The following is a 19,340-nucleotide window of genomic DNA, read 5'->3' as shown; positions in this document are numbered from 1 at the left end:
CCTCGTTAGGGTTTTTCATTATCAAGCCTCGTCCGTTTTATCATTGGAAACGCCGAGGACCTGCCGCTCGAACTCCGCCACCATCCGAATTGCAGCATTGTGGTCTTTTTCATTCATCGATACGTCGGTGATGCCTTTGCTTTCGGCTTTCCGCAACGCATCCTTGTATGCCTGTTCGGCAATGCCGACGCCGCCATTTCTGGAAATCGTGTCGGCAAACTGTTCCGCCATCATGCTCTTCCAGATTTCGCCGGCATTACCCTTGCCGTAAACCTCCTCGCTGTCTTTCGGCAGCATGTTGGCGACGAAGGTCTGGAGCACGGAGGCTTCATATTTGCGGTATGTTTCCGGAATTTCGGTGCGGGCCGAGCGAATATTGGTGTCGCCAAGACCGGCCTTCGAGGAGGCGCCATCCAGCATATCGACGGCGGCGCCAAAACCCTTGCCGGCATCGGCGAGGCTGGTCGCGGCAAAGGCCGCCTTGTTCGCCTTCAGTTTTTCCTGGGCGACCTGAACTTCCTGGGGGTCCGCCGCACGAACCACATCCATCACCAGATCGCTTATAATCGATATCGCCACGTCCCGATCTCCCGAGCTGACGAACGTGCCGGACCAAAACCGGCGCGTTCGCTCAATCAAGAAACATCGCCGGAGGCGTCTTCAAAACACCCGCGATGCAACAATGGGATAGACTATGGATCGCCAACCTTGCTGGAGGCTGGTGTGTGGGACGCATTCGTAATTTCCAACAAATCATAGATTGCATTATCATCCGCCTCGCGATCCTCGAGATCGCGGGCGACGTGCATCCTGTCCTCCAGCCTGTCGGCCTTGGTCTTTTCCTTCAACACCTTGTTTTCCTGCAATTGCTGCATGCCGGCGAGCTGGCGGTCCTGAACGACGAGACGGCCGTAGCGGTCCGAATAGTGCCTGGAGAATGTCTGGTGCACCGGCTCCATGGAACTCATGGCTTCCAGCACGTTTTCCATGGATTGCGCCACTTCGGTGCGGGTGCGGGTGGTGTCGGCCAGTTCCACCTCGGCCATTTTTTCCATGTGCCGCTGCACCGTTACCAGGCGTTTGAGCTTTTCCGAGCGCTTGTCCGAAGCCATGGCGTTTTCTCCCGATCAAAAGCCGATAAAGACCGGGCCGAAACCATCCACGAATTGCCGGATGAGGGCCGCGACCGACAGGTAGAGCATGAAAAGACCGCCTGCCAGAATGAAAGGCGTCGATATGAAAAACACCGGAATCTGCGGCGCCAGCTTGTTGATGAGGCCAACCGCGACGTTGAACATCAGACCATAAATCACGAAGGGGCTTGCCAGCCGCAGCATGATCGAGAAGGAGGCCCTGAGCGTATCGGTGAGCGTAATCAGCATCTTCTGTCCGCTGATGAGCGCTCCGACCGGCATGGCGGTATAGGAATCCACCAGCGCTTTCAGGACGATATGGTGAAAATCCAGCATGAACAGCACCAGCAGGCCACCGAAGGTGATGAAGTTGGCGATCTGGTTTTCCTGCACGTCTTCGATGGGATCGGCACCGCCCGGCGCACTGAGGCCGATGGAAGCGCCGATCAGCGCGCCGGTGAACTGGAAACCGAGCGTGTAGAACCGCGCGATCAGCCCATACATCGCGCCGATAAGGAGTTCGGTGAAGATGAGGCCGACGACCGCAGCCTGGCTGGCGCCGGAAACCTTCGGATAGATCGTGTCCCACAGGACCGGCAGAAGCGCCATGGACACGGCGACGCAGAGCAGCATGCGGATCTGCGGTGAAATGCGTGAGCTGGAAAAGCCCGGCATGGTCATGAAACAGGCGCCGATGCGGCAGATGGCAAGGAACAATGCGATAATTGTCCCTTGCGGGTCGGTTATCATGAAATGGCGCCCAGAATCTTGATCTCGAGACCCTTGGCAAGTTCCACATGCGAGAGAACCGGCAGGGTCGCAAAGAGTCGCTCGATAATCATGCGCACATAGGACCGCGTTTCCGGCGAGGTTACAAGGACAAAGGGCAGGCCGCGGTCCATGAATTCACGGATAACTTTTGACGCCTGCTCGGAAAACTCCTCGAGATGGCGGGGATCGATGTCGAATTCGACGATTTCGCCCTTCTGGTCGCGCTTGAGCGCCTGATGGAAGACCATGTCCCACTTGTTGCCAAGGCGGAGCACGCGCAACACGCCATTGTCGGCCAGATCGCCGCAAAGCTGCTGCGACATGCGCACCCGCACATGTTCGACGATCTGTTCCGTCTTGCGCACATGCGGCGCGAGTTCGGCCACCGCCTCGAGAATGAGATGCAGGTTGCGGATCGATACGCGCTCGGCGAGCAGCAGTTTCAGCACCGCCTGCAGGCCGGAATAGGACATGTGCGACGAACAAATCTCGTCGGCCAGTTTCTTGTATTCAGGATCGAGCCTGTCGATGAGGATCTTGACGTCCTTGTAGGACAGAAGCTGCGGCAGGTTGTTGCGGATGACCTCGCTCAGATGCGTCAGCACCACCGAAACATTGTCGATCGGATGGAAGCCCTCACGCTTCAGATCCTCGGTGAAGGTTTCGAGGATCGAAACGGCTGGCATGCCGAAAGCGGGTTCGCGGATTTCATCGCCCGGGATGCTTGGCTTGCGCCCTGCCCCCGTCACGACGAGAACATCGCCGACGCGCAGGTTGCTGGATGCGATGGTCGTGCCGTGAACCCGGATCTGATAGGCCTTTTCCGGGATCATGATATCGTCGGAGACCTTGATCTCCGGCACGACGAAACCGTATTGGGTCGCGAATTTCTTGCGCATCTTGCCGACGCGGAACGCCAGTTCCTGATGCGCGCCGAGAAGGCGGGTGGAAACCTGCTTGCCGAGCGCCAGTTCGATCTCGGCCGTCTTCAGCACCTGCTTGACCGAATCCTTTTCCGCCTCGCTGGTCTGGAGAACCTTGTTCTCCTCTTCCTGACGCCGCAGCGCGCTTTCGGCTTCCGCCTGGCGCGGAATATACCAGCTGCCGAAGGCCATGATGCCGCCGAGGAAGATGAAGGGCAGGAAAGGAAGTCCCGGAATGATGGCGAGCAGGCCCATCAGCATGGCCGAAACCATCAGCGCGCGCGGATAGCCGCTCAGCTGGTTGACGACCGCCTGATCCGTCGATCCGGCCGTGCCGCCGCGCGATACCAGAAGGCCGGCGGCAAGCGATACGATCAGAGCCGGGATCTGCGAGACGATACCGTCACCGACCGAAAGCTTGACGAAAACGTCGGCCGCTTCGCCGATGGGCATGCCGTGGCGGAAATAACCGATGATGATGCCGCCAAAGACGTTGATGGCGGTGATGATGAGGCCTGCAATGGCATCGCCGCGCACGAATTTCGAGGCGCCGTCCATCGAACCGAAGAAGGAGCTTTCCTCCTCGAGTTCGCGGCGGCGGCGCTGCGCTTCCTTTTCGTCGATGATGCCGGCGGACAGATCCGCATCGATCGACATCTGCTTGCCGGGAATGGCGTCGAGGGTGAAGCGCGCACCGACTTCGGCGATACGCGTCGCACCCTTGGTGATGACGATGAAGTTGACGGTGATCAGGATCAGGAAGACGATCAGACCGATGACGAAATCACCGGACATGACGAGGCTGGAGAAACCGGCGATCACGCCGCCCGCCGCCGTTGGCCCCTCGTTGCCATGCGAAAGAATGACGCGCGTCGTCGCGATGTTCAGCGACAGGCGGATCATGGTCGCGATCAGCAGCACGGTCGGGAAAGACGAGAAATCCAGCGGCCGCTGGATCCAGAGCGCCACCATGAGGATGAGGACCGAAAGCGCGATGGAAAAGGCAAGGCCGATGTCCACCAGCATGACCGGAATGGGCAGGAAGAGGACGCAAAGGATCGCCACAATGCCCAGCGCGAAACCAATGTCACGCGTGCTCGGACTGACCTTGGGCAAGGAAATGACTGGTGGCTGCGCCATGAATTCGTCCTGTCTCTTCATGAGAAGGGCGACGGAAAAGCCGTCGCACGGTTCCGCGGCACCGGTTTTCGAAAAGCGCACGCAATTCGGGCCGATGCTTTCCGCCTATCCCTAGCCGCTGAAGCTTGCGCGAGGGTGGCATCCATGGCGGATGGGCGTCAGAAGCCGGACTGAATGCGGGAAAAGACGAGATTGGAAAAAAGCACGATCTGCGCGCCAACAAAGGGGGCGGCAACGCCGAGAACGATCATGATCGTAACGATCTTGGGGACGAAGGTCAGCGTCATTTCCTGAACCTGAGTCAGGGCCTGAATGAAGGCAATGACGACACCGACGATCATGGCGGCCAGAACGGCCGGGCCGGCCGCGACGAGAACCGTCCAGACTGCTGCCTGCATGATGTCAAGCGCATCGGCCTCGTTCATCGTCGCATCCTCATTCCGGAAGGGCGGCGTCATGCCGCCCCTTCAATGTCAGGAACCGGCCGGTGTATCCGAATCGGTCCCTTCATCAGGTGTACTCGCGATCGGACCGTTCGAGAAGGTCACGCCGGCCTGCAGCAGCACCTTGTCACCAGCTTCGGTGATGGCGATAACGCCGTCCGAATAGACCTCGACTTCCTTCACCACGCCCGTAACCTTGTCGTCGGCGCTCTTGACCGTCTTGCCGACAAGGTCGGATGCGCGCGTCAAGGCCTCGGCCTGAAGCATGCTCTTCAGATGGGTGTTGGTCTTGATGGTCTGCTCGACCTGCGAGAAGCTCGCAAGCTGCGACATCTGCTCGCCGGCATCCATCGGACTGGTCGGATCCTGGTTCTTCATCTGGGCGATGAGGAGCTTCAGGAAGCTGTCGTAGTTGAGCGAGGCAGCGCTGCTGTCGGAACTGCTTGCCCCGGCATTGGCCCAGGGATTTGACGCTGCCGAGGTGACTGCATCTACCGCCATGGTGCGATCTCCTTGCGAATCTGTTCGATTGTTGCCGGGGTCATTTCCTGATTGTTGAGGATTTTTTCCTCAATCGGGTAAAGACCGCGAATGGCCTTCAGCGCTTCGAAAGCCTTGCCAGAGGCAACCAGCCCGTCGATCCGCTTGAGTTCCGCCAGAACCTCGTCATGCTGGAAGCAGTTCAGCAGCATGCTCACGGATTTGCGGAACATGTTGGTGGATTGCTCGCGCCCTTCCGGGTTGATGAGGATCATCTGCGCGATGAAATAAAGCTGCCGGAGCGGGCTCGTCGCCTGCTCGGGCTGCAGAACGTGGTTTTCAAGCAGAAACGTGACATCGTTCAGGAATTCGAGCGCGACCTTGCGGTCCACACGCAGAACCGCGCCGTTGATGAAAATCTTTTCGCCCGATTTCAGCGAAATCCGAAGTGTACTTTTCATTTCAGTCCATCCCTGATGATGGTTGTCACGTCAATTATGCCCTGGAAATTCGTCGACTGACGTTTCCGGATCAGTTCGCACTCTTTCAAAATCCAGATCGCGATGGAAATCAGATTGGCTCTCAATTCCATGGCAAGCTGGTTGTCGGGCTGTTTGAGATCCTCAATGAAGCGGATCCAGACCCGTCGAGTGTAAAAAAGCGCTTCGATCGTGTGCCGCTGCGAAGAGGAGTCCCTTGCCTCCACCAGAAGGTCGATCGATTTTGTCAACGCCTGCCGCTCGCGATCCTTCGCGTTGGCGACACCATCCTCCATGATTTCGGCGTAGGAAAACTGGTACATTCATGTATCCTTTATCTGCCGCCACCTCTGTTCATCAGAGGTAGTTCACCAGACTCATTTTTTGCAGACGCGATGTGAGGCTGTATGCGATTTCAATCTGCTGCTGCAGCAGGTCGAGGCGGGTCTTCGCCTCGTAGGTATCGATCCCCTCAATATCCAGCAGATGCGTTTCGATGATCTTCTTCTGGGCCTCCAGCGAATCATTGGCTTTCGAAACACGGCTTTCGGAAAGACCGAGCTGGCTCTGCTGCTGGTTCAGGCCGTTGATGGCGGTGCCGATGTTGGTGACCGACTTGGTCGCCACCATCTCGCGGATGCCGCTATCCACCTTTTCGTCGAGGAAGGTCATTGCCGTCATCGCCGTCAGCGCGAAATACCGCATGCCCTGCGAATTGCTGTTGCTGGAGGTTTCCACGACCTCGTTCTGGCTGATACGGCTCGTCATGTTGGTGTCGCTCGCCTTCGAACCGAAGGACGTCCAGAAATCATAGTTCTGGCCGGCCGTCAGGCTGCTGTGAGGCGGGTTCGTAACCGTGGTCGTGCCGTTGAACACGCCTTCGATATGGGTCATGAACGCTTCGGCCTGGGTCTTGGACAGGCCGGTGATGTCACCCACCGGCGGCGTCTGCGCCGCCATGAATGCATTCAGCTCCGTCTCATAGGCCTCTTTCAGCGGAGAACCTTCCGCGAAATAGTCATCGACAGGCTTCACATCCGTATTGATGCCGGAAAACAGAAACTCGCCGTTGACCGCCGTATTGGCGAAGCTGGTGAAATTGTTGAATGCATTCGAGATCGTCTTGGCGACCGTCGTCAGTGTCGGTGCTTCGCTGCTGGTATTCGGTACGAGAACCTTCTGGATTTCCTGGGCAGCCTTTGCCATGCCGTCCAGCGCCGTCTGCGACGATTTCAGGCGTTGCGTCGCAATCGAATTGACGCTGACCAGCGAAGTGATGCGGTCGATATCGCGGTTGAGATCGAGGCTGCGGGCGGTATTGGCGCCCAGCGTCAGGCCGAGATCGGCATGCTTGCCCGTCGTCAGCTCGGTATTGAGATTGGTCATCTCAAGCTGAGCCTTGAGGATGGTGCTGCGCATGCTGTTCTGCATCGCCAGCGATGAAATGAAGGACGTTTTCATCGTTTACCTCACCATGTCCATCAGGGACTTGAGCATTTCGTCAACGGTCGTCACCAGCTTGGTCGCGGCCTTGTAGGATTGCTCGATATCCATGAGCAGCGACAGTTCCTCGTCCAGGCTGACTGCCGTATTGTTCGAATAGGAGGTGGCGGAGCGCTCATAAAGCGCGCTTTTGGCTTCGTTTGCCGAAGTCGCGCCGGAACGCTCCTGTTCGAGCCACCCCATCGAGTTGGTGCCGTATTTCAGAATGCTGGTATTCGTATCGATACGTGTCGACGCGGCAAAGTTCATGGGCGCGTCAAAGGCAGTAACATAGCTGCGGATCAGGTCGGAGAAACCGGTCCCCCCCGACGTTGCGGTATTGATCACGTAATCGGTACCGTTGATACCGCCGTCACGCAACAATTCCGGATTGCCACCTTTGGAAATAATTAACGCCGGGTTGACGGTAATGCTGGCTGCGAGCCCGGGAGAGACAATCCCGTCCGGCGGAATGGTCGTCGCCGCCGGCGAGCCGTAGGTGAAGAGACCAGGCATGTCCGGCAAACCGCTCGTCGCATCCGCCGGCTTTTCCGCAAACATGGTGATGAGGCCGCGTGCGATTTCGTCAAGCTGGCTCTGCATGGTCGGCGCCAGGTCGTCACGAACCTGCATCAGGCCCTGAAGCGACCCTTCCGCGGTTGTGTTGCTGCCATTGCCGGCCTTCAGCGCCACGCCATCGACATAGATCGCGTTGCCCGTGGTCGTCGCATCATAACCGGGCTGGGTCTTGAAGGTGACGCTGCGCGGCACGATTTCGAACAGCGTCGCGCCGTCAGTGGTATAAAGCGCCACGTCATTGTTCGGACGATTGACGACATTGATGCCGATGATGGAGGAAATATCCTTCAGAAGCGTCTCGCGCTGATCGAGAGCGTCACTGGGATCGCCGCCGATCGCCGTCTGCGCCTTGACCTCGTTATTGGCTTCCTCGAACTTCGCGAGCAGCCCGTTCAGCTTGTCTACCTGGAGGGAGATTTCCTTGTCGGCGCGCAGGCGCATCGCCTGCAACTCGCTCGACGCCCTGTTCAGGGAACTGGCGACATCCGTCGCCGAGGTGACGGCCGTCGCGGCCAGAGCGGCATCGCTGGGCTTGGCCGCATAACCGTCCAGGCTCTTGAGCAGTTCCTTCATATAGTTGGCCGGCGAACTCTCATAATCGTTGCCGCCGAAAATGCTCTTCATTTCCTCGAGACCGCTCAGAACCGTGCTCTGGCCGGAAGCAAGAGAAGAGCTGGAGATCGTCTGCCTGAGAAGACTTTCATTCTGGGCACGGCCGTTGGAGACGATACTCGCTCCAGCCATGGTCGTGCCGAGAATGGCGGTTCGCTTGACGTAGTTCGCATTGCCGACATTGGCAATGTTTTTCGAGGTAACGTCCGTCTGCTTACCTGTATTATTGAAAATCGACTGCGCAGTATTCATTGCTGACGTGAGCGACATTCATCTGTCCTCGTGAGAAGTATTATCTCTTCAGATTGATCAGGACGTCCATCAAATCCGACCCAGTCTGAAAGACTTTCGAATTCGCTGTGTAGATACGTTGGGATTCAATCATGTCGGTGAGTTCGCTGGCGATATCGACATTCGAGCCTTCCAGCGCGCCCTTCTGGATGTAACCGAAGCTGCCCGACTGCGGGAAACCGATGGTGACCACGCCCGACTCGTTGCTCGGCAGATAGACGTTGCCGTTCTGCGGGCTGAGATTGTCGACGCTCGGTACGGTGGCAAGCGCCAGCTGGTAGATATTGCGGCGACCGCCATCCTGATAGACCGCCGTCACCAGGCCGTCCTTGCCGATTTCGACGTCCTTGATCTGGCTCGGACCGTTACCGTTCAGAACGGCGGTACCGGGCGTGAACTTGGAGGAGAATTGCGTCATCTGCGAAAGGTCGATCTCAATCGCCTGCGCCACGCCGCTGTTATCGTCATTGATCGTAATGGCCTTCGGCGAAGCGGTCGTCAGCTTGTTGGTGGCCGGATCGAAAGTCAGAGTTACCGTTTCCTTGACAAGCGTGGCCGGAGCCGTCGCCGTATACGGGAAGCCGCCATCCGTCGACTGGTCCTGACGATATACACTGACTTCCCACTGGGGGTTGCCGGAAGCGTCATTGTCGATCCGCGTGTAATAGAAGTCATAGAGAACCTTGGCGCCGCCGCTGTCAAAGGCTGTCAGCGACGTCTTGGCGCCAACCGTCGACGTTGCGACGTTGTCGCTCGGACGCGATCCTGCGGCGACGATTGCCTCGTCGCGATTGAGGTTGGCCGGGAAGCTGCCCTGGGTGGAAGGCGATGCCGTCAGACCGAAGTCATTGATGTTGATCGCTTCGAGACCGGTAAAGCCGTTGACGACCGCAGCCGGCGGGTTGGCGCCGTAGGGGTAGCCCATCAGCAGGAAGCCCGCCGCATTTTCCAGATAACCTTCCGAGTTCTTCTGGAAGGAGCCGGCACGCGTAAGATAGGGCGTGCCTGCACCGTCCTGAACCACGAAAAAGCCGTTGCCCTGAACGGCAAGGTCGGTGCTCGAGGTGGTGTAGGAGAGGTTGCCCTGCTCCGAAATGCTGTAACGGACATTGGACTGCACGCCGCCGGAGGCGTAGCTGCCCGACGAAGAGGGCAGAACGAGCGAGGAGAACGACGTCGATGCGCGCTTGTAGCCGGTGGTGCTCGCATTGGCGATGTTGTCGCCCACGGTCCCCAGCTTGTTCGCCTGTGCATTCATGCCGGACACACCGGTTCGCATAGTGCCGAAAATACTCATTCAAAAACCCTCGTGGTCATCTTTCAGGGAGAAGGTAAAGCGTTTGGCTTGCGTGAAGCTGTCGGAAATACCGCGTTTGAAAAAGACCACGCGGGCCAATGAAAATCATTGCCAATCAATGCTGTAGCCAAGGAACCGCTTGGAATCGACCGGGTCGTAGCCAAGCTTCTTGCGCAGCTTCTTGCGCAGCTTGCTGATGTGGCTTTCGACGACATTTTCTTCGACGTCGTCATCGAAGATGCCGTAGATGGCATTGAAAATCTGCGCCTTGGAAACGCGGCGTCCGCGGTTGGCGATCAAATATTCGAGGATGCGGCGCTCACGGCGCGGCAAGGGGAACACCTCGCCACCCACCTCCGGGTCGCGACCGTCGGAGAAAACCCGGATCGGCCCGGCATCGGTGAAATTCGAGATAACCTGCAGCCGGCGACGGATGGCCGCCGCACGCGCAAGGATTTCGCGGGGATGAACCGGCTTGCGCACGACATCGTCGACGCCGCTGTCGAAGAGCGCCAGCGTCGCTTCCAGCGAAGGCTGGTCACTGACCGCGATGACCGGGGCCGTCGTGCGATCCCTGATCGCCTTCGGCAAGGAAAAGCTCCGGTCGCCCTGGCCGATCAGGAAGGCTTCCACAGCCGCAAGATCGCTTTCCGCCGCCGTCGAGACCCATTCCCCGAATTCGACCGGATCGAACCCGGTCGAGGGAATGCCCTCGCGCCCAAATAGAGATGTATAGCCGTCTTTAACGAGCTCGCGCTCATCAACCACTACGATCATTCGTCCGCCTCCGAATCAGTGTGGTGTTTTCCAATGTGGCATTGGTACGAATCGGAGGATTCAGGGACAACTGTAGGAAATCATCGATAGTTATTAATAATTGATTAACCATTTTGTGCCGATTTGATCTACATATAGTGGTTATTAACCATATATGGCACAAAATTTTTGTGTAAAAATTTTGAAAATCAAGAAAAATCGCTTGAATTGCCTTTTTTCAGGCTTTCTCTCGCCACATTTCAAATTGCGAGTCCCAGGCCGCCCGAAAGCAATCAAAGGTTGTCAACCGTCGCAGAAACTTTTCGCGTTGGGAGTCCATTTTCCGTAGCCCGTCGCCACGAGATTGGCGATGACACGGCAGACATATTTCTTCTGGGCCGGGTCATTGTTCGGGCCGGCATGATAACGGGCGACCGCCATGGTCCAGGTTTCATGCCTGTTGTGAAGGTTGCGCAGAAACATGGCGGCATATTCGACATTGCGGCGCGGATCGAACATTTCCCGCGCAGATGCGAAATTTTCACCGTGGAAATAATGATTTATCTGCATGCATCCGAGGTCGATCAGCTTGGCGCCGTTGCGCTTCGCCGCCTCAAAAGTGGTCAAAGCCTCTTCGGTGGAGGAGGCAAATACCGGTTTTCCCTCAATATTCATGGCATTCGGGTCGAGCCGCCCCTTGCGGCCCGTCTCAGTCAGGCCGACGGAATAGAGAATTCCCTCCGGCACGCCATATTTGCGGGCGGCCGACTGGATCTCCCTTTCACACACGCCCGACGTTGCCGAAGCCGACGCCTTCTCAGAGGTAGACGCCATTGTCAGCAGAAGAGCGGGCAGAGCCAAGAGCGCCATCCATGCCTTCATTTTGCACCCCCAAATTATCGCCATTGCCCTGCCGGCCGTCCCGTGCGCCGGACTCGTCACGGTTGCGCCCTGCGGCGGCCTGCTGGCCCTGCTGCTGCGCCTGCTGATTTTGCTGATTGTTGCCTTGTGTGCCCGTTTGGTCACTCTTGTCGGAAGAAGCGATGCTGATGGTGATGTTGTCGACCGTCAGACCCTGCGCCTTGAGGCCATCAAGGATGCTCTTGCTGTCTTCCTGAAGCTTTTTATAGGCCGCCACGCTCTCCACCGTCATGTGAACGGCAAGCTCGTCACCCGCAAGGCGCAACGACATCGTCACCGATCCGAGCTCGATCGGCGTCATATGCAGCTTCAGCGTATGCACGACCTTGCCGGTGCTGCTCTGGGCCGCCGCATTGGAGAGCGACGAACCCGGCTGCATGGCGCTCACCCATTCCGGATCGTTGACGATCAGGCCGGTCAGGGCCGAAGCGTTGGTCGAAGGCGCCAGGCCGATGAAGCGCCGCGAATCGAGAACCGTGATGGTATCGGCCGCCTTGCCAGTGCTTTCCCGCGCGTCGAACTCGACACGACCGTCACGCTGAACCGTGCTCATATCGAGCCCGCGGGCTGCGCCCGAGCGCGGGGACGAGAAACGGAATGCGGAGGCGTCGCCCTCGTTTTCCGAAGCCGAACCCGCCTCGTTACCGGCAGGTGCGATCCCTGTCGGCATGTCCTTGACCAGATGCTCGGCCTTGCCCCGGACAGGTTCGGCCCGGTCTGGTTTCACCGTATCTGCCTTGCCGGCAATCGCCTGCGCAATTTCCTCAAGCGGCGTCTTGGCCGTCGCCAACTCGCCGGCATTGGCCGCCGCCAGCTGCAATTCCGCCAGCTTCGGATCGACCGTATCGACCGTCTTCTCAGCGTCCCTGTCGGCATCGTCCTTGAGCTTCTTGCCGGGCTTGCCATTTTCGGGTGTCGTGCGGACGGTTTTTACGGCGTTCTGGAACTCGGCCATCGCCTCGTGGGCACGGCCTTCGCCGGCGTGCTCGTTAACGATTACATTCAGAAAGGTTGCGGGCCGCTTGACCGGAACATCCATCTTTTCCGCCTCGCCTTCAGGCTGTGCATGCTGTTCTTCAGCCGAGTCAACGTCCTGCTGCTGATGACGCGAATGCGCCGCCTGCGGCGGGCGCTCCTCCCTGACCGTGGAAAGGGCATCGCCGAAACTGCCGCCCTTGGCGTCGTCCTTGACGCTGGCGCCGCCGGCGCGCGGATCGGAGGGCGGTGCACTCACTATCGCGTTGATGGTTGCGTCGATCATGGTGCCCCCTCGCCTTTCTTCAACAGGCTGTCGATTTCATCGAGCTTGCTGCGGCCGCTCGTCACGAGTTGCCGGACGTTCTCGCCCTCATCGTCAACCTTCTGGGTTTCGACCCGCCATATGCTTTTTGCATCGGCAGCGGTCGTCTCGTTTTCGGGCGCATTCCGCCCCGTGTCCTTCGTGGCCGTCTCTGCTTCGACACCGGGCTGCAGGGAAGGAGGACGAACCACCTGCTCCGCAATCGCCCTTGCCGCCTCACGCAGGGCCCTGTCCCGATCCGAAAGCTGCGCTTCGGGGATTTGCCCGATTGTTTCGATTGCGCTCACCACATCGGGCGTGCCGATGTTGGAAAGGCTTTCATAGAGATTTGCCTGCACTTCCGGCTCGCCCGGCAGGGCGGGAGACAACGCCTTCGCCTTCAGCGCCGCCATACGCGCCAGCGAATCCCTGCCGCTGATCGCCGCCAGGCGGGAAAGGCGCAGATAGGCTTCCTTCTGCCTCTCCATATCCATCATGGCGAAGGTTTCCTGTATCGCCTCCTCGTTGATGGAATCGGCGCGCTTGACCACCAGCGAGACCAGAAGGTCCGCGAACTGGCTGGCATAGGGCGAATGCAGGAACCGCCGCGCATAACGCTGCGCATAGTCGACGCCGCGCGCCGCATCGCCGTCCTCGACCGCGATGGCGAGCGAACGGCGCAGGGCGGCCTCCTCGACGATGGTGCCGGGCGCTTCGAGCCGGGCAATATCGTAGAAACCAAGCGCAGCGACCGGATCGCGGGGGATCGTCACATTGCCACCGATCAGCGCCAGATAGGCGCCGATACGTTTGCCGCGATATTCGGGCACCATGGCGGCAATGCTCTGGGCGACCAGCGTTCCCTTGCCGGAGAGATATTTGCGCAGGATATCGGCGACACGGCTGTCGAAATTGCCATCGACATCGCGTGCGACCAGCAGTTCCAGCGTGGCGGGATTGCCGCCGCTCATCGCATAGATAAGCGCCGCGTCGACATTGCGCGGATCCTTGAAGATCGCCGAAGGCGCGCTCTTCAGCCGCTCATCGATCGTCTGGAGCAGAAACCGCTGCATTTCCGAGGCGGAATGGTCTCCCATGGCGACTGAATCCTGCACGAATTGCAAGGAGCGCAGCATGGCATAGGGCATGAGATTGTCTTGCGACTGCGAAAACGCCCTGCCCGGCTCGGAGCCGAGGCCGCAGAGCGTCGCCGCAAGAAGAAGCCAGCGTTTCGAGGTTTTCGTCACACTCACCCCCGATCGGCCTCAAGCAGGATTTCGATGCGACGGTTGGCGTCCGCCAGAGGATCCGCCGGCACCTGCAATCTGCGGTCCGCAAATCCCGACACCTGCTTTACCCGCTCTTCCGACAGGCCGCCGCGCACCAGCATGTAATAGGCGCTGTGCGCACGGTCCATGGAGAGCCGCCAGTTGTCATTGGCCTCACCCTTGAACTGCCGCCCGTCGGTATGGCCGCGGATCACGACGCTGCCACCGCGCTCCTGAAGCAGTTTGCCGATTTTTTCCATGGCCAGAACCATTTCACGCCGGGGAACGGCCGATCCGATATTGAACATCGGCGTTTCCGTCTGGTCGGAAATGGTGAGCAGCAATCCGCCTTCGGCCGGCGTCACCACCAGACCTTCGGAAAGCTTGCCGGTAATGCCGGATATCTGCTTCTCAATCTCCTCGCGCAGCGTGTCGGCCTTTTCCCAGTCGGCATCGCTGGCCTTTTGCTGTGCATCGATCGCCTGTCGCGGCTCATCCGGCTTTGGCTGCGCGAGCGCTGCCTGCTCGGCCGCATCCGGTCGCTGCTGCGGCACAACGGCGGCGACTTCCATCGGTTTGCCGTCTTCCGCCTTGTCGGCCGGTGTCTCGGACGCCTTGAGCGCGACCGCCTGGGCGTTTTCGGCCGCATCCTCCTGTTTGCTCTCGGCGACCTGCTGCTGTTCAACCGGTTTCTGCGGCTGATCGGCGCGGGTGATTTTCACCTGCTGGGTCCAGAAATCGGGATCGAACGGATCGCGATAGGCTTCACCGCCGCTTGCACCCGTCGCCGGGCCGGAATCGGCGGCGCCGCCCTCGCCCTTGGCGCTGACATTGGCCTGCTGCCCGACCTGCTGGGCGATTTCCGCAAGAACGGAATAGGGATTTTCGAAAAAATCCGCTTCGGAGAAGTTCGACTGCTCACCGGTCTGGGAGGTCAGGTCCTCGCCCGTCGCCGCGGCGGACCCCTTGGTGACCTTTTCCGCCTGGATATTGGACTGGTCCTTTTTCTGGACGCCCTCTTCCTTGTCGACTGGCTTTTCCAGCCCCTTGGACGAGGGTTTCTCATCGGAAAGCTTGATCGGGTTGAAATAGCTGGCGACCGAGGCCTTGGTCTCCTCATTGGCGGCATTGACCAGCCACATGACGAGGAAGAACGCCATCATCGCCGTCATGAAGTCGGCATAGGCGATCTTCCACGCGCCGCCATGCGCGCCGTCGTGCCCGCCCTTGTGGCGCTTGACGATGATGATCTCGTTCTTGCCGTGGTGGTGATTTTCGCCTTCACTCATTTCATCACCTTGCGAAGACTGGATGCCCAGGCGGACATGCGCGTCACGAACACGCTTTCACCCAACTCGACGGAAAGATCGATATCGGTGGTCTCGGTAAATTTCATCGTTTCTTCTTCAAAGCCCGGCTGCGTCTTCAGCCGCTCGAACAGATCCTTCGGGCCTTTCACGACAAGCGTGACCCCATCGCCATCCGGCATGGCGCTACGCACCACATCCGCCAGCGCCGAGACCGCCTTGAGCGACAGCTTCTCCGTCAGGACCGGAGCGAGAATATTGGCTGTCTGTTCGCTGAGATTGGCCGCGATCGCGTCGATACCCTCGCGCAGACCCCGGGACAGGGAAGCCGCAATTTCCTCGAGATGGGATGAACGCAGGCTCTCCAGCTCCGCCGCATGGGCCGCGATCAGCTCTTCCCGCTCCGCCTGCAGCTTCTCGGTAATCTCACGCGTGGCGTCTTCGCGGCCACGGGCATAGGCCGCCTGCTTCTCACCTTCAACATCGACGGTTTCGAGGTCATCGAAACCGGTTGCGACGTCGGCAAAAGGAGAAGCGGCATCTGCATCCGCCAACGGATCGCCAAAGGCGAGCCCGGCCGGCTGGGTGTCACCAAAATCCTTGAGATATCGTGCAATGGACGCGCTCATGCCTGCCCCCGGCGAAAGAGGCCAAAGAGGCGGGACATGTTTCGCTGCCCGCTAACTGGAGCGTCCTGTCGCATTTCCGGATGGAAAACCGGGCTCCGCTTTTCCTGGAAATGCTCTAAGCCGTTTGGCGGCACCACCGTCATCCTTGCTACCCTGCCCGTCTCTTCCACGTTTCCCGGCCGGATCACGCCATGCGATCCCGCCCCATATTGACCCGACGTTAGGTGTTCAAACTTGTGCGAGGATGAAGGCGGGCTCGATCAGCAAGCCTGCGCCCATTCATCCCCGCCCGCCGACGCCGGCCGAAACCCGTTACTTGAAGAGCTGGAGGATATTTTCCGCATTGGCGTTGGCGATGGAGAGCGCCTGGATGCCGAGCTGTTGCTGCGTCTGCAAGGCTTTCAGCCTGGTCGATTCCTCGTTCATATCGGCATCGACGAGACGGCCGATGCCCTTGTCGATCACATCCATCAGGCTGGAAACGAAGTTTTCCTGCATGTTGATGCGGCTTTGCAGAGAACCGAGGCTGGAGGCCGTGCTGGTCATCGCCTCGAGCTGCCCGTCCACAAAGGACATCATCATGTCGATGGCGTCCGCATCGGTATAGGTCGTGCCGCCGCCGGCAAAACCGCCCATGGCCGCAGCGACGATATCGAGATTGCCGAGATCGAGCGTGGAGACGGAAAAACCGAGGGAACGATCGGCGGAAGCCGCACCGGCGCTGACATCGTAAAACCAGTCATTGCTGCTGGTATCGCGGTAGGCCGGGGAAACCGTCGTTCCACCGCTCGACGGATCTGTTCCCGTCACCTTGACCCAGACATTTTCGGCAAGTCGCAGATAATTGTCGGTTCCGTTGCTATAGATATTCGGATCCGCATTCGTATCCGTCGTCGTGGCGTTCAGCGCGCCGATCTGTGCATCGCTAAGCTTTTCGACGACATAGCCCGCTTCCGTCGCCTTGCCTGCGGTCGTCGAAGTCTGGGTGACCTCATGTTCGGTCTTGGAGACAAAAACGGCGTTCTTGTCGAGAATGCCGAGCTTTCCGCCGCTGAGATCGAAAAGGACCGTGCTGCTGTCGAGCTTGTAGTCAACGGTGGTGACACCGACATTGCCCGAGCCGGTGCGGGTAAAGGATGCAACCACCTTTTTCGTGATCGGCTCTTCGACCGGCGGCGTGCCGCCATTGCTGATGCTGGCCTGCAGCCAGTTTTCACCCGAGAACGAGGCCGATTCGGAGATGCTCTTCAGCTGCTCCTGAAGCTGCTTGATTTCATCCTGAATCTTGCCGCGGTCGGCGCCGACTCCATAAGCGGCGACAAGCTTGGCCTTGATCTGCTTGACGACCTCGATCGTACTTTCAAGCGCGTCATAGGCGGTATCGACCTTGGCGGCGCCCAGACCCAGGGCATCCTGCACGGCGGAAAGCGCATTGTTGTCGGAGCGCATTGTTGTCGAGATGGACCAGTAGGCCGCATTGTCCGCCGCGGTCTCGACACGATAACCGGACGAGACACGCGCCTGCGTGGTTTCCAGATTCTTGTCGATCATGCGCAATGTCTGCAGCGCGGCCATCGCCGCCGCATTGGTCAAAATGCTGGTCATGGGGTCCACCCAACTCAAAATTTCAGAAAAAATCCGGCGCGGTGCCGACAACGAGCAGGGGCATCATGCGCATCGGCAATGACCTGAACCGGCCATCGCGACCTGCCGTTCGTTAACAAATCGTTAATGCGATAGGTAACAAACAACGAGACTGATTTGCAAGGCGTTCCTCGCTTTTACGGCCGGGTTTTGCATAAACCGGCAGGCTTCAGGCAAGCTCGGGTTAAGACACACCGGAACGGAACCGTTGCGCCCGTGATTTTCGGCGGGCGCAACGGAGATGCTGGACAGAAATGACGGTTGATCCGGTCAGGCCGCTTCGCCCTGGCGGGTGGGCACGAATCGCGCCGCCGTCAGGCTCTGACGGAGAAATTCGGTATTTTCGTCCGGGTCTTCGGAAGGGTTCTGAAACGAGACATGATTGATTTCAATCGCCGCATGTTTGTCGGCAAGAATCAATCGTGCATAGACCGTGGCGCCCTTCGGCTTGAGCTCGAGATCGAGAACGACCTCCGGCGCGCCTTCCCATTCGAGCTTATATTCGCCGCCGGCGCCGAAATTGATCGTCCCGGGATGATAATAAAGCTCCGCCGCCGACGAAACGAGATCGGCGATACTGCCATAGCACTCGAATCTGAGCAGCGAAATCAGGTCGGCCGGGTCTAACAATCGAAGTTCGGTGGCGATCGGGTTGATCGCCTCTGCGACGATCATTTCCCGCTGTTCGGAATAGGCGGATTTTTTCATTGGTTTTATTGAACCCGTATTTTCGATGACTTCATGGCGTAAACCCGATGAACGAGCTCAGCCACAGCCTTGTAAAAGACTGGTGGAATCACACTATCTACCGAGACTTGCGCAAACATGGAGCGTGCAAGCGGAGGGTCCTCAAAAACGGGGATATTGTTCTCTTCCGCAATCTCGCGGATTTTCAATGCGATAAGGTCCTGGCCCTTGGCGACGACAACAGGTGCGTCGCCTTCTTCACGAACGTAACGCAACGCCACCGCAAAGTGTGTCGGGTTGGCGATGACCAGCGTCGCACGCGGCACGTTGTTGATCATGCGGCGGCGGGCGCGGTCACGGGCGATGGAGCGCTGGCGGGATTTGACCACCGGGTCGCCCTGCGACTGCTTGTATTCTTCCTTCACCTCATGCTTCGTCATTTTCAGCTGGGTGAACCAGTGATGGCGAGTCCACAGAAGGTCGACGGCGGCAAGCAGGGCGGTCGAAAGCAGGATCACGACCATCATTTTTTTGACGATCTCGACCACCCGGACGAAAATCACCTGCGGATCGGAAAACATCAGATCGATCAGGCTGTAGAAGTCGCCGCGAAGCGCAAAGAACATGATGACCGAGACGATCATGATCTTGAACACGGATTTGCCGAATTCCACGAAACCCTGCTTGCTGTAGATGCGCGAGAAGCCCTTTGCCGGCGAGACCCGTGACCATTGCGGGCGCACCCTCTCGAGCACCGGCGACGGCAGGTTCTGGAAAAACGACGAGGCAAGCCCGAAGACGATGAACATGATCATCGCCGGCATGAGCAGGTAAGCGATGGACGTTCCGAGAAAATAGAGCAGCGACAGGGCATCCGGCCGGGTGCTGAGGTTCCACTGTTCGGGCTGGCCGAACAGGTCCTTCAACGTGACACCGAGACGACCGGCACCATCGGGCAGAAAGAAAACCAGATAACAGTAAAAGGCAAGCGACGAGGCAAAGATCGGCACTTCGCGCGAAAAGGGAAGATTGCCCTTTTCCGCCGCATCGCGGAGTTTTTTCTCCGTCGGGGCTTCTGTTTTACTGTCCTTGTCCTGATCGTCTGCCAAGGCACGTTCCCGAAATAAAAAAGGCCCGCCGCTCCCGGCAGGCCGTTATCCCGAAACTAGCGTCCATGACCGGCCATCGCAATGGCCGGTTCTGCGGCGGGGACGGGTTA

20 protein-coding genes are annotated in these 19,340 nt (G+C 58.8%); all 20 read right to left on the bottom strand.

Annotated elements, in window-relative coordinates; genetic code table 11:
- Positions 1 to 21: 21 nt before the first annotated feature.
- The 20 genes from N5D22_RS07030 to flhB all read right to left on the bottom strand — a co-directional run bounded on the left by N5D22_RS07030 (position 22) and on the right by flhB (position 19,230).
- A complete protein-coding gene (locus tag N5D22_RS07030; RefSeq protein ID WP_279654955.1) occupies positions 22 to 579 on the bottom strand; it encodes a rod-binding protein in 558 nt (185 codons plus the stop codon).
- Between the two features lie 113 nt (positions 580 to 692).
- A complete protein-coding gene (locus N5D22_RS07025) occupies positions 693 to 1,112 on the bottom strand; it encodes a hypothetical protein (protein WP_279654954.1) in 420 nt (139 codons plus the stop codon).
- Between the two features lie 15 nt (positions 1,113 to 1,127).
- Positions 1,128 to 1,883 (bottom strand): flagellar biosynthetic protein FliR, encoded by a 756-nt coding sequence (fliR, locus tag N5D22_RS07020; RefSeq protein WP_279654953.1) that lies wholly within the window; start codon positions 1,881 to 1,883, stop codon positions 1,128 to 1,130.
- Positions 1,880 to 3,967, bottom strand: a complete 2,088-nt coding sequence (flhA, locus tag N5D22_RS07015; protein ID WP_279654952.1) for a flagellar biosynthesis protein FlhA — start codon at positions 3,965 to 3,967, stop codon at positions 1,880 to 1,882. Before flhA ends, fliR begins: the two co-directional genes overlap by 4 nt.
- A gap of 158 nt (positions 3,968 to 4,125) precedes the next feature.
- On the bottom strand, positions 4,126 to 4,392 hold the full coding sequence (gene fliQ / locus N5D22_RS07010) for a flagellar biosynthesis protein FliQ (RefSeq protein WP_279655050.1): 267 nt from the start codon (positions 4,390 to 4,392) through the stop codon (positions 4,126 to 4,128).
- 48 nt (positions 4,393 to 4,440) lie between these two features.
- Entirely contained in the window at positions 4,441 to 4,911 is a 471-nt protein-coding gene (gene flgD, locus N5D22_RS07005; RefSeq protein ID WP_279654951.1) for a flagellar hook assembly protein FlgD, read from the bottom strand.
- Complete coding sequence (gene flbT, locus N5D22_RS07000; RefSeq protein ID WP_279654950.1) at positions 4,902 to 5,351, bottom strand: flagellar biosynthesis repressor FlbT; 450 nt, start codon at positions 5,349 to 5,351, stop codon at positions 4,902 to 4,904. The genes flgD and flbT overlap by 10 nt, the downstream gene beginning before the upstream one ends.
- The gene (gene flaF / locus N5D22_RS06995) at positions 5,348 to 5,692 is read right to left on the bottom strand and encodes a flagellar biosynthesis regulator FlaF (protein ID WP_004432537.1); all 345 of its coding nucleotides are present in this window, start codon (positions 5,690 to 5,692) and stop codon (positions 5,348 to 5,350) included. Before flaF ends, flbT begins: the two co-directional genes overlap by 4 nt.
- Positions 5,693 to 5,726: 34 nt before the next feature.
- Positions 5,727 to 6,830, bottom strand: a complete 1,104-nt coding sequence (locus tag N5D22_RS06990; RefSeq protein WP_279654948.1) for a flagellar hook-associated family protein — start codon at positions 6,828 to 6,830, stop codon at positions 5,727 to 5,729.
- Positions 6,831 to 6,833: 3 nt separating this feature from the next.
- Entirely contained in the window at positions 6,834 to 8,312 is a 1,479-nt protein-coding gene (flgK, locus tag N5D22_RS06985; protein WP_279654947.1) for a flagellar hook-associated protein FlgK, read from the bottom strand.
- Between the two features lie 22 nt (positions 8,313 to 8,334).
- Entirely contained in the window at positions 8,335 to 9,630 is a 1,296-nt protein-coding gene (locus N5D22_RS06980) for a flagellar hook protein FlgE (protein WP_279654946.1), read from the bottom strand.
- Positions 9,631 to 9,735: 105 nt separating this feature from the next.
- Entirely contained in the window at positions 9,736 to 10,407 is a 672-nt protein-coding gene (locus N5D22_RS06975) for a response regulator transcription factor (RefSeq protein ID WP_006698188.1), read from the bottom strand.
- A gap of 282 nt (positions 10,408 to 10,689) precedes the next feature.
- Positions 10,690 to 11,256, bottom strand: a complete 567-nt coding sequence (locus N5D22_RS06970; RefSeq protein WP_279654945.1) for a lytic transglycosylase domain-containing protein — start codon at positions 11,254 to 11,256, stop codon at positions 10,690 to 10,692.
- The gene (locus tag N5D22_RS06965) at positions 11,204 to 12,568 is read right to left on the bottom strand and encodes a flagellar hook-length control protein FliK (protein WP_279654944.1); all 1,365 of its coding nucleotides are present in this window, start codon (positions 12,566 to 12,568) and stop codon (positions 11,204 to 11,206) included. The genes N5D22_RS06970 and N5D22_RS06965 overlap by 53 nt, the downstream gene beginning before the upstream one ends.
- A complete protein-coding gene (gene motC, locus N5D22_RS06960) occupies positions 12,565 to 13,839 on the bottom strand; it encodes a chemotaxis protein MotC (RefSeq protein ID WP_279654943.1) in 1,275 nt (424 codons plus the stop codon). Before motC ends, N5D22_RS06965 begins: the two co-directional genes overlap by 4 nt.
- Complete coding sequence (locus tag N5D22_RS06955; RefSeq protein ID WP_279654942.1) at positions 13,836 to 15,143, bottom strand: MotB family protein; 1,308 nt, start codon at positions 15,141 to 15,143, stop codon at positions 13,836 to 13,838. The genes motC and N5D22_RS06955 overlap by 4 nt, the downstream gene beginning before the upstream one ends.
- On the bottom strand, positions 15,140 to 15,790 hold the full coding sequence (locus N5D22_RS06950; RefSeq protein ID WP_279654941.1) for a hypothetical protein: 651 nt from the start codon (positions 15,788 to 15,790) through the stop codon (positions 15,140 to 15,142). The genes N5D22_RS06955 and N5D22_RS06950 overlap by 4 nt, the downstream gene beginning before the upstream one ends.
- A 312-nt stretch (positions 15,791 to 16,102) precedes the next feature.
- On the bottom strand, positions 16,103 to 17,395 hold the full coding sequence (locus N5D22_RS06945; protein WP_279654940.1) for a flagellin: 1,293 nt from the start codon (positions 17,393 to 17,395) through the stop codon (positions 16,103 to 16,105).
- A 309-nt stretch (positions 17,396 to 17,704) separates the two neighbouring features.
- Positions 17,705 to 18,142 (bottom strand): hypothetical protein, encoded by a 438-nt coding sequence (locus N5D22_RS06940; RefSeq protein WP_279654939.1) that lies wholly within the window; start codon positions 18,140 to 18,142, stop codon positions 17,705 to 17,707.
- Positions 18,143 to 18,147: 5 nt separating this feature from the next.
- Entirely contained in the window at positions 18,148 to 19,230 is a 1,083-nt protein-coding gene (gene flhB / locus N5D22_RS06935; protein ID WP_279654937.1) for a flagellar biosynthesis protein FlhB, read from the bottom strand.
- Between the last annotated feature and the right edge of the window lie 110 nt (positions 19,231 to 19,340).

It is taken from the genome of Agrobacterium sp. GD03872 (assembly GCF_029840625.1).
GTDB classification, from domain to species: domain Bacteria; phylum Pseudomonadota; class Alphaproteobacteria; order Rhizobiales; family Rhizobiaceae; genus Agrobacterium; species Agrobacterium fabrum_A.
This window is presented reverse-complemented; position numbering and strand designations above follow the sequence as displayed.

Bases quoted from the DNA above. Each gene is read 5' to 3' on its own strand.
- N5D22_RS07025 (WP_279654954.1), bottom strand. From the start codon at position 1,112: ATGGCTTCGGACAAGCGCTCGGAAAAGCTCAAACGCCTGGTAACGGTG.
- fliR (WP_279654953.1), bottom strand. From the start codon at position 1,883: ATGATAACCGACCCGCAAGGGACAATTATCGCATTGTTCCTTGCCATC.
- flhA (WP_279654952.1), bottom strand. From the start codon at position 3,967: ATGGCGCAGCCACCAGTCATTTCCTTGCCCAAGGTCAGTCCGAGCACG.
- fliQ (WP_279655050.1), bottom strand. From the start codon at position 4,392: ATGAACGAGGCCGATGCGCTTGACATCATGCAGGCAGCAGTCTGGACG.
- flgD (WP_279654951.1), bottom strand. From the start codon at position 4,911: ATGGCGGTAGATGCAGTCACCTCGGCAGCGTCAAATCCCTGGGCCAAT.
- flbT (WP_279654950.1), bottom strand. From the start codon at position 5,351: ATGAAAAGTACACTTCGGATTTCGCTGAAATCGGGCGAAAAGATTTTC.
- flaF (WP_004432537.1), bottom strand. From the start codon at position 5,692: ATGTACCAGTTTTCCTACGCCGAAATCATGGAGGATGGTGTCGCCAAC.
- N5D22_RS06990 (WP_279654948.1), bottom strand. From the start codon at position 6,830: ATGAAAACGTCCTTCATTTCATCGCTGGCGATGCAGAACAGCATGCGC.
- flgK (WP_279654947.1), bottom strand. From the start codon at position 8,312: ATGTCGCTCACGTCAGCAATGAATACTGCGCAGTCGATTTTCAATAAT.
- N5D22_RS06980 (WP_279654946.1), bottom strand. From the start codon at position 9,630: ATGAGTATTTTCGGCACTATGCGAACCGGTGTGTCCGGCATGAATGCA.
- N5D22_RS06975 (WP_006698188.1), bottom strand. From the start codon at position 10,407: ATGATCGTAGTGGTTGATGAGCGCGAGCTCGTTAAAGACGGCTATACA.
- N5D22_RS06970 (WP_279654945.1), bottom strand. From the start codon at position 11,256: ATGGCGCTCTTGGCTCTGCCCGCTCTTCTGCTGACAATGGCGTCTACC.
- N5D22_RS06965 (WP_279654944.1), bottom strand. From the start codon at position 12,568: ATGATCGACGCAACCATCAACGCGATAGTGAGTGCACCGCCCTCCGAT.
- N5D22_RS06955 (WP_279654942.1), bottom strand. From the start codon at position 15,143: ATGAGTGAAGGCGAAAATCACCACCACGGCAAGAACGAGATCATCATC.
- N5D22_RS06950 (WP_279654941.1), bottom strand. From the start codon at position 15,790: ATGAGCGCGTCCATTGCACGATATCTCAAGGATTTTGGTGACACCCAG.
- N5D22_RS06945 (WP_279654940.1), bottom strand. From the start codon at position 17,395: ATGACCAGCATTTTGACCAATGCGGCGGCGATGGCCGCGCTGCAGACA.
- N5D22_RS06940 (WP_279654939.1), bottom strand. From the start codon at position 18,142: ATGAAAAAATCCGCCTATTCCGAACAGCGGGAAATGATCGTCGCAGAG.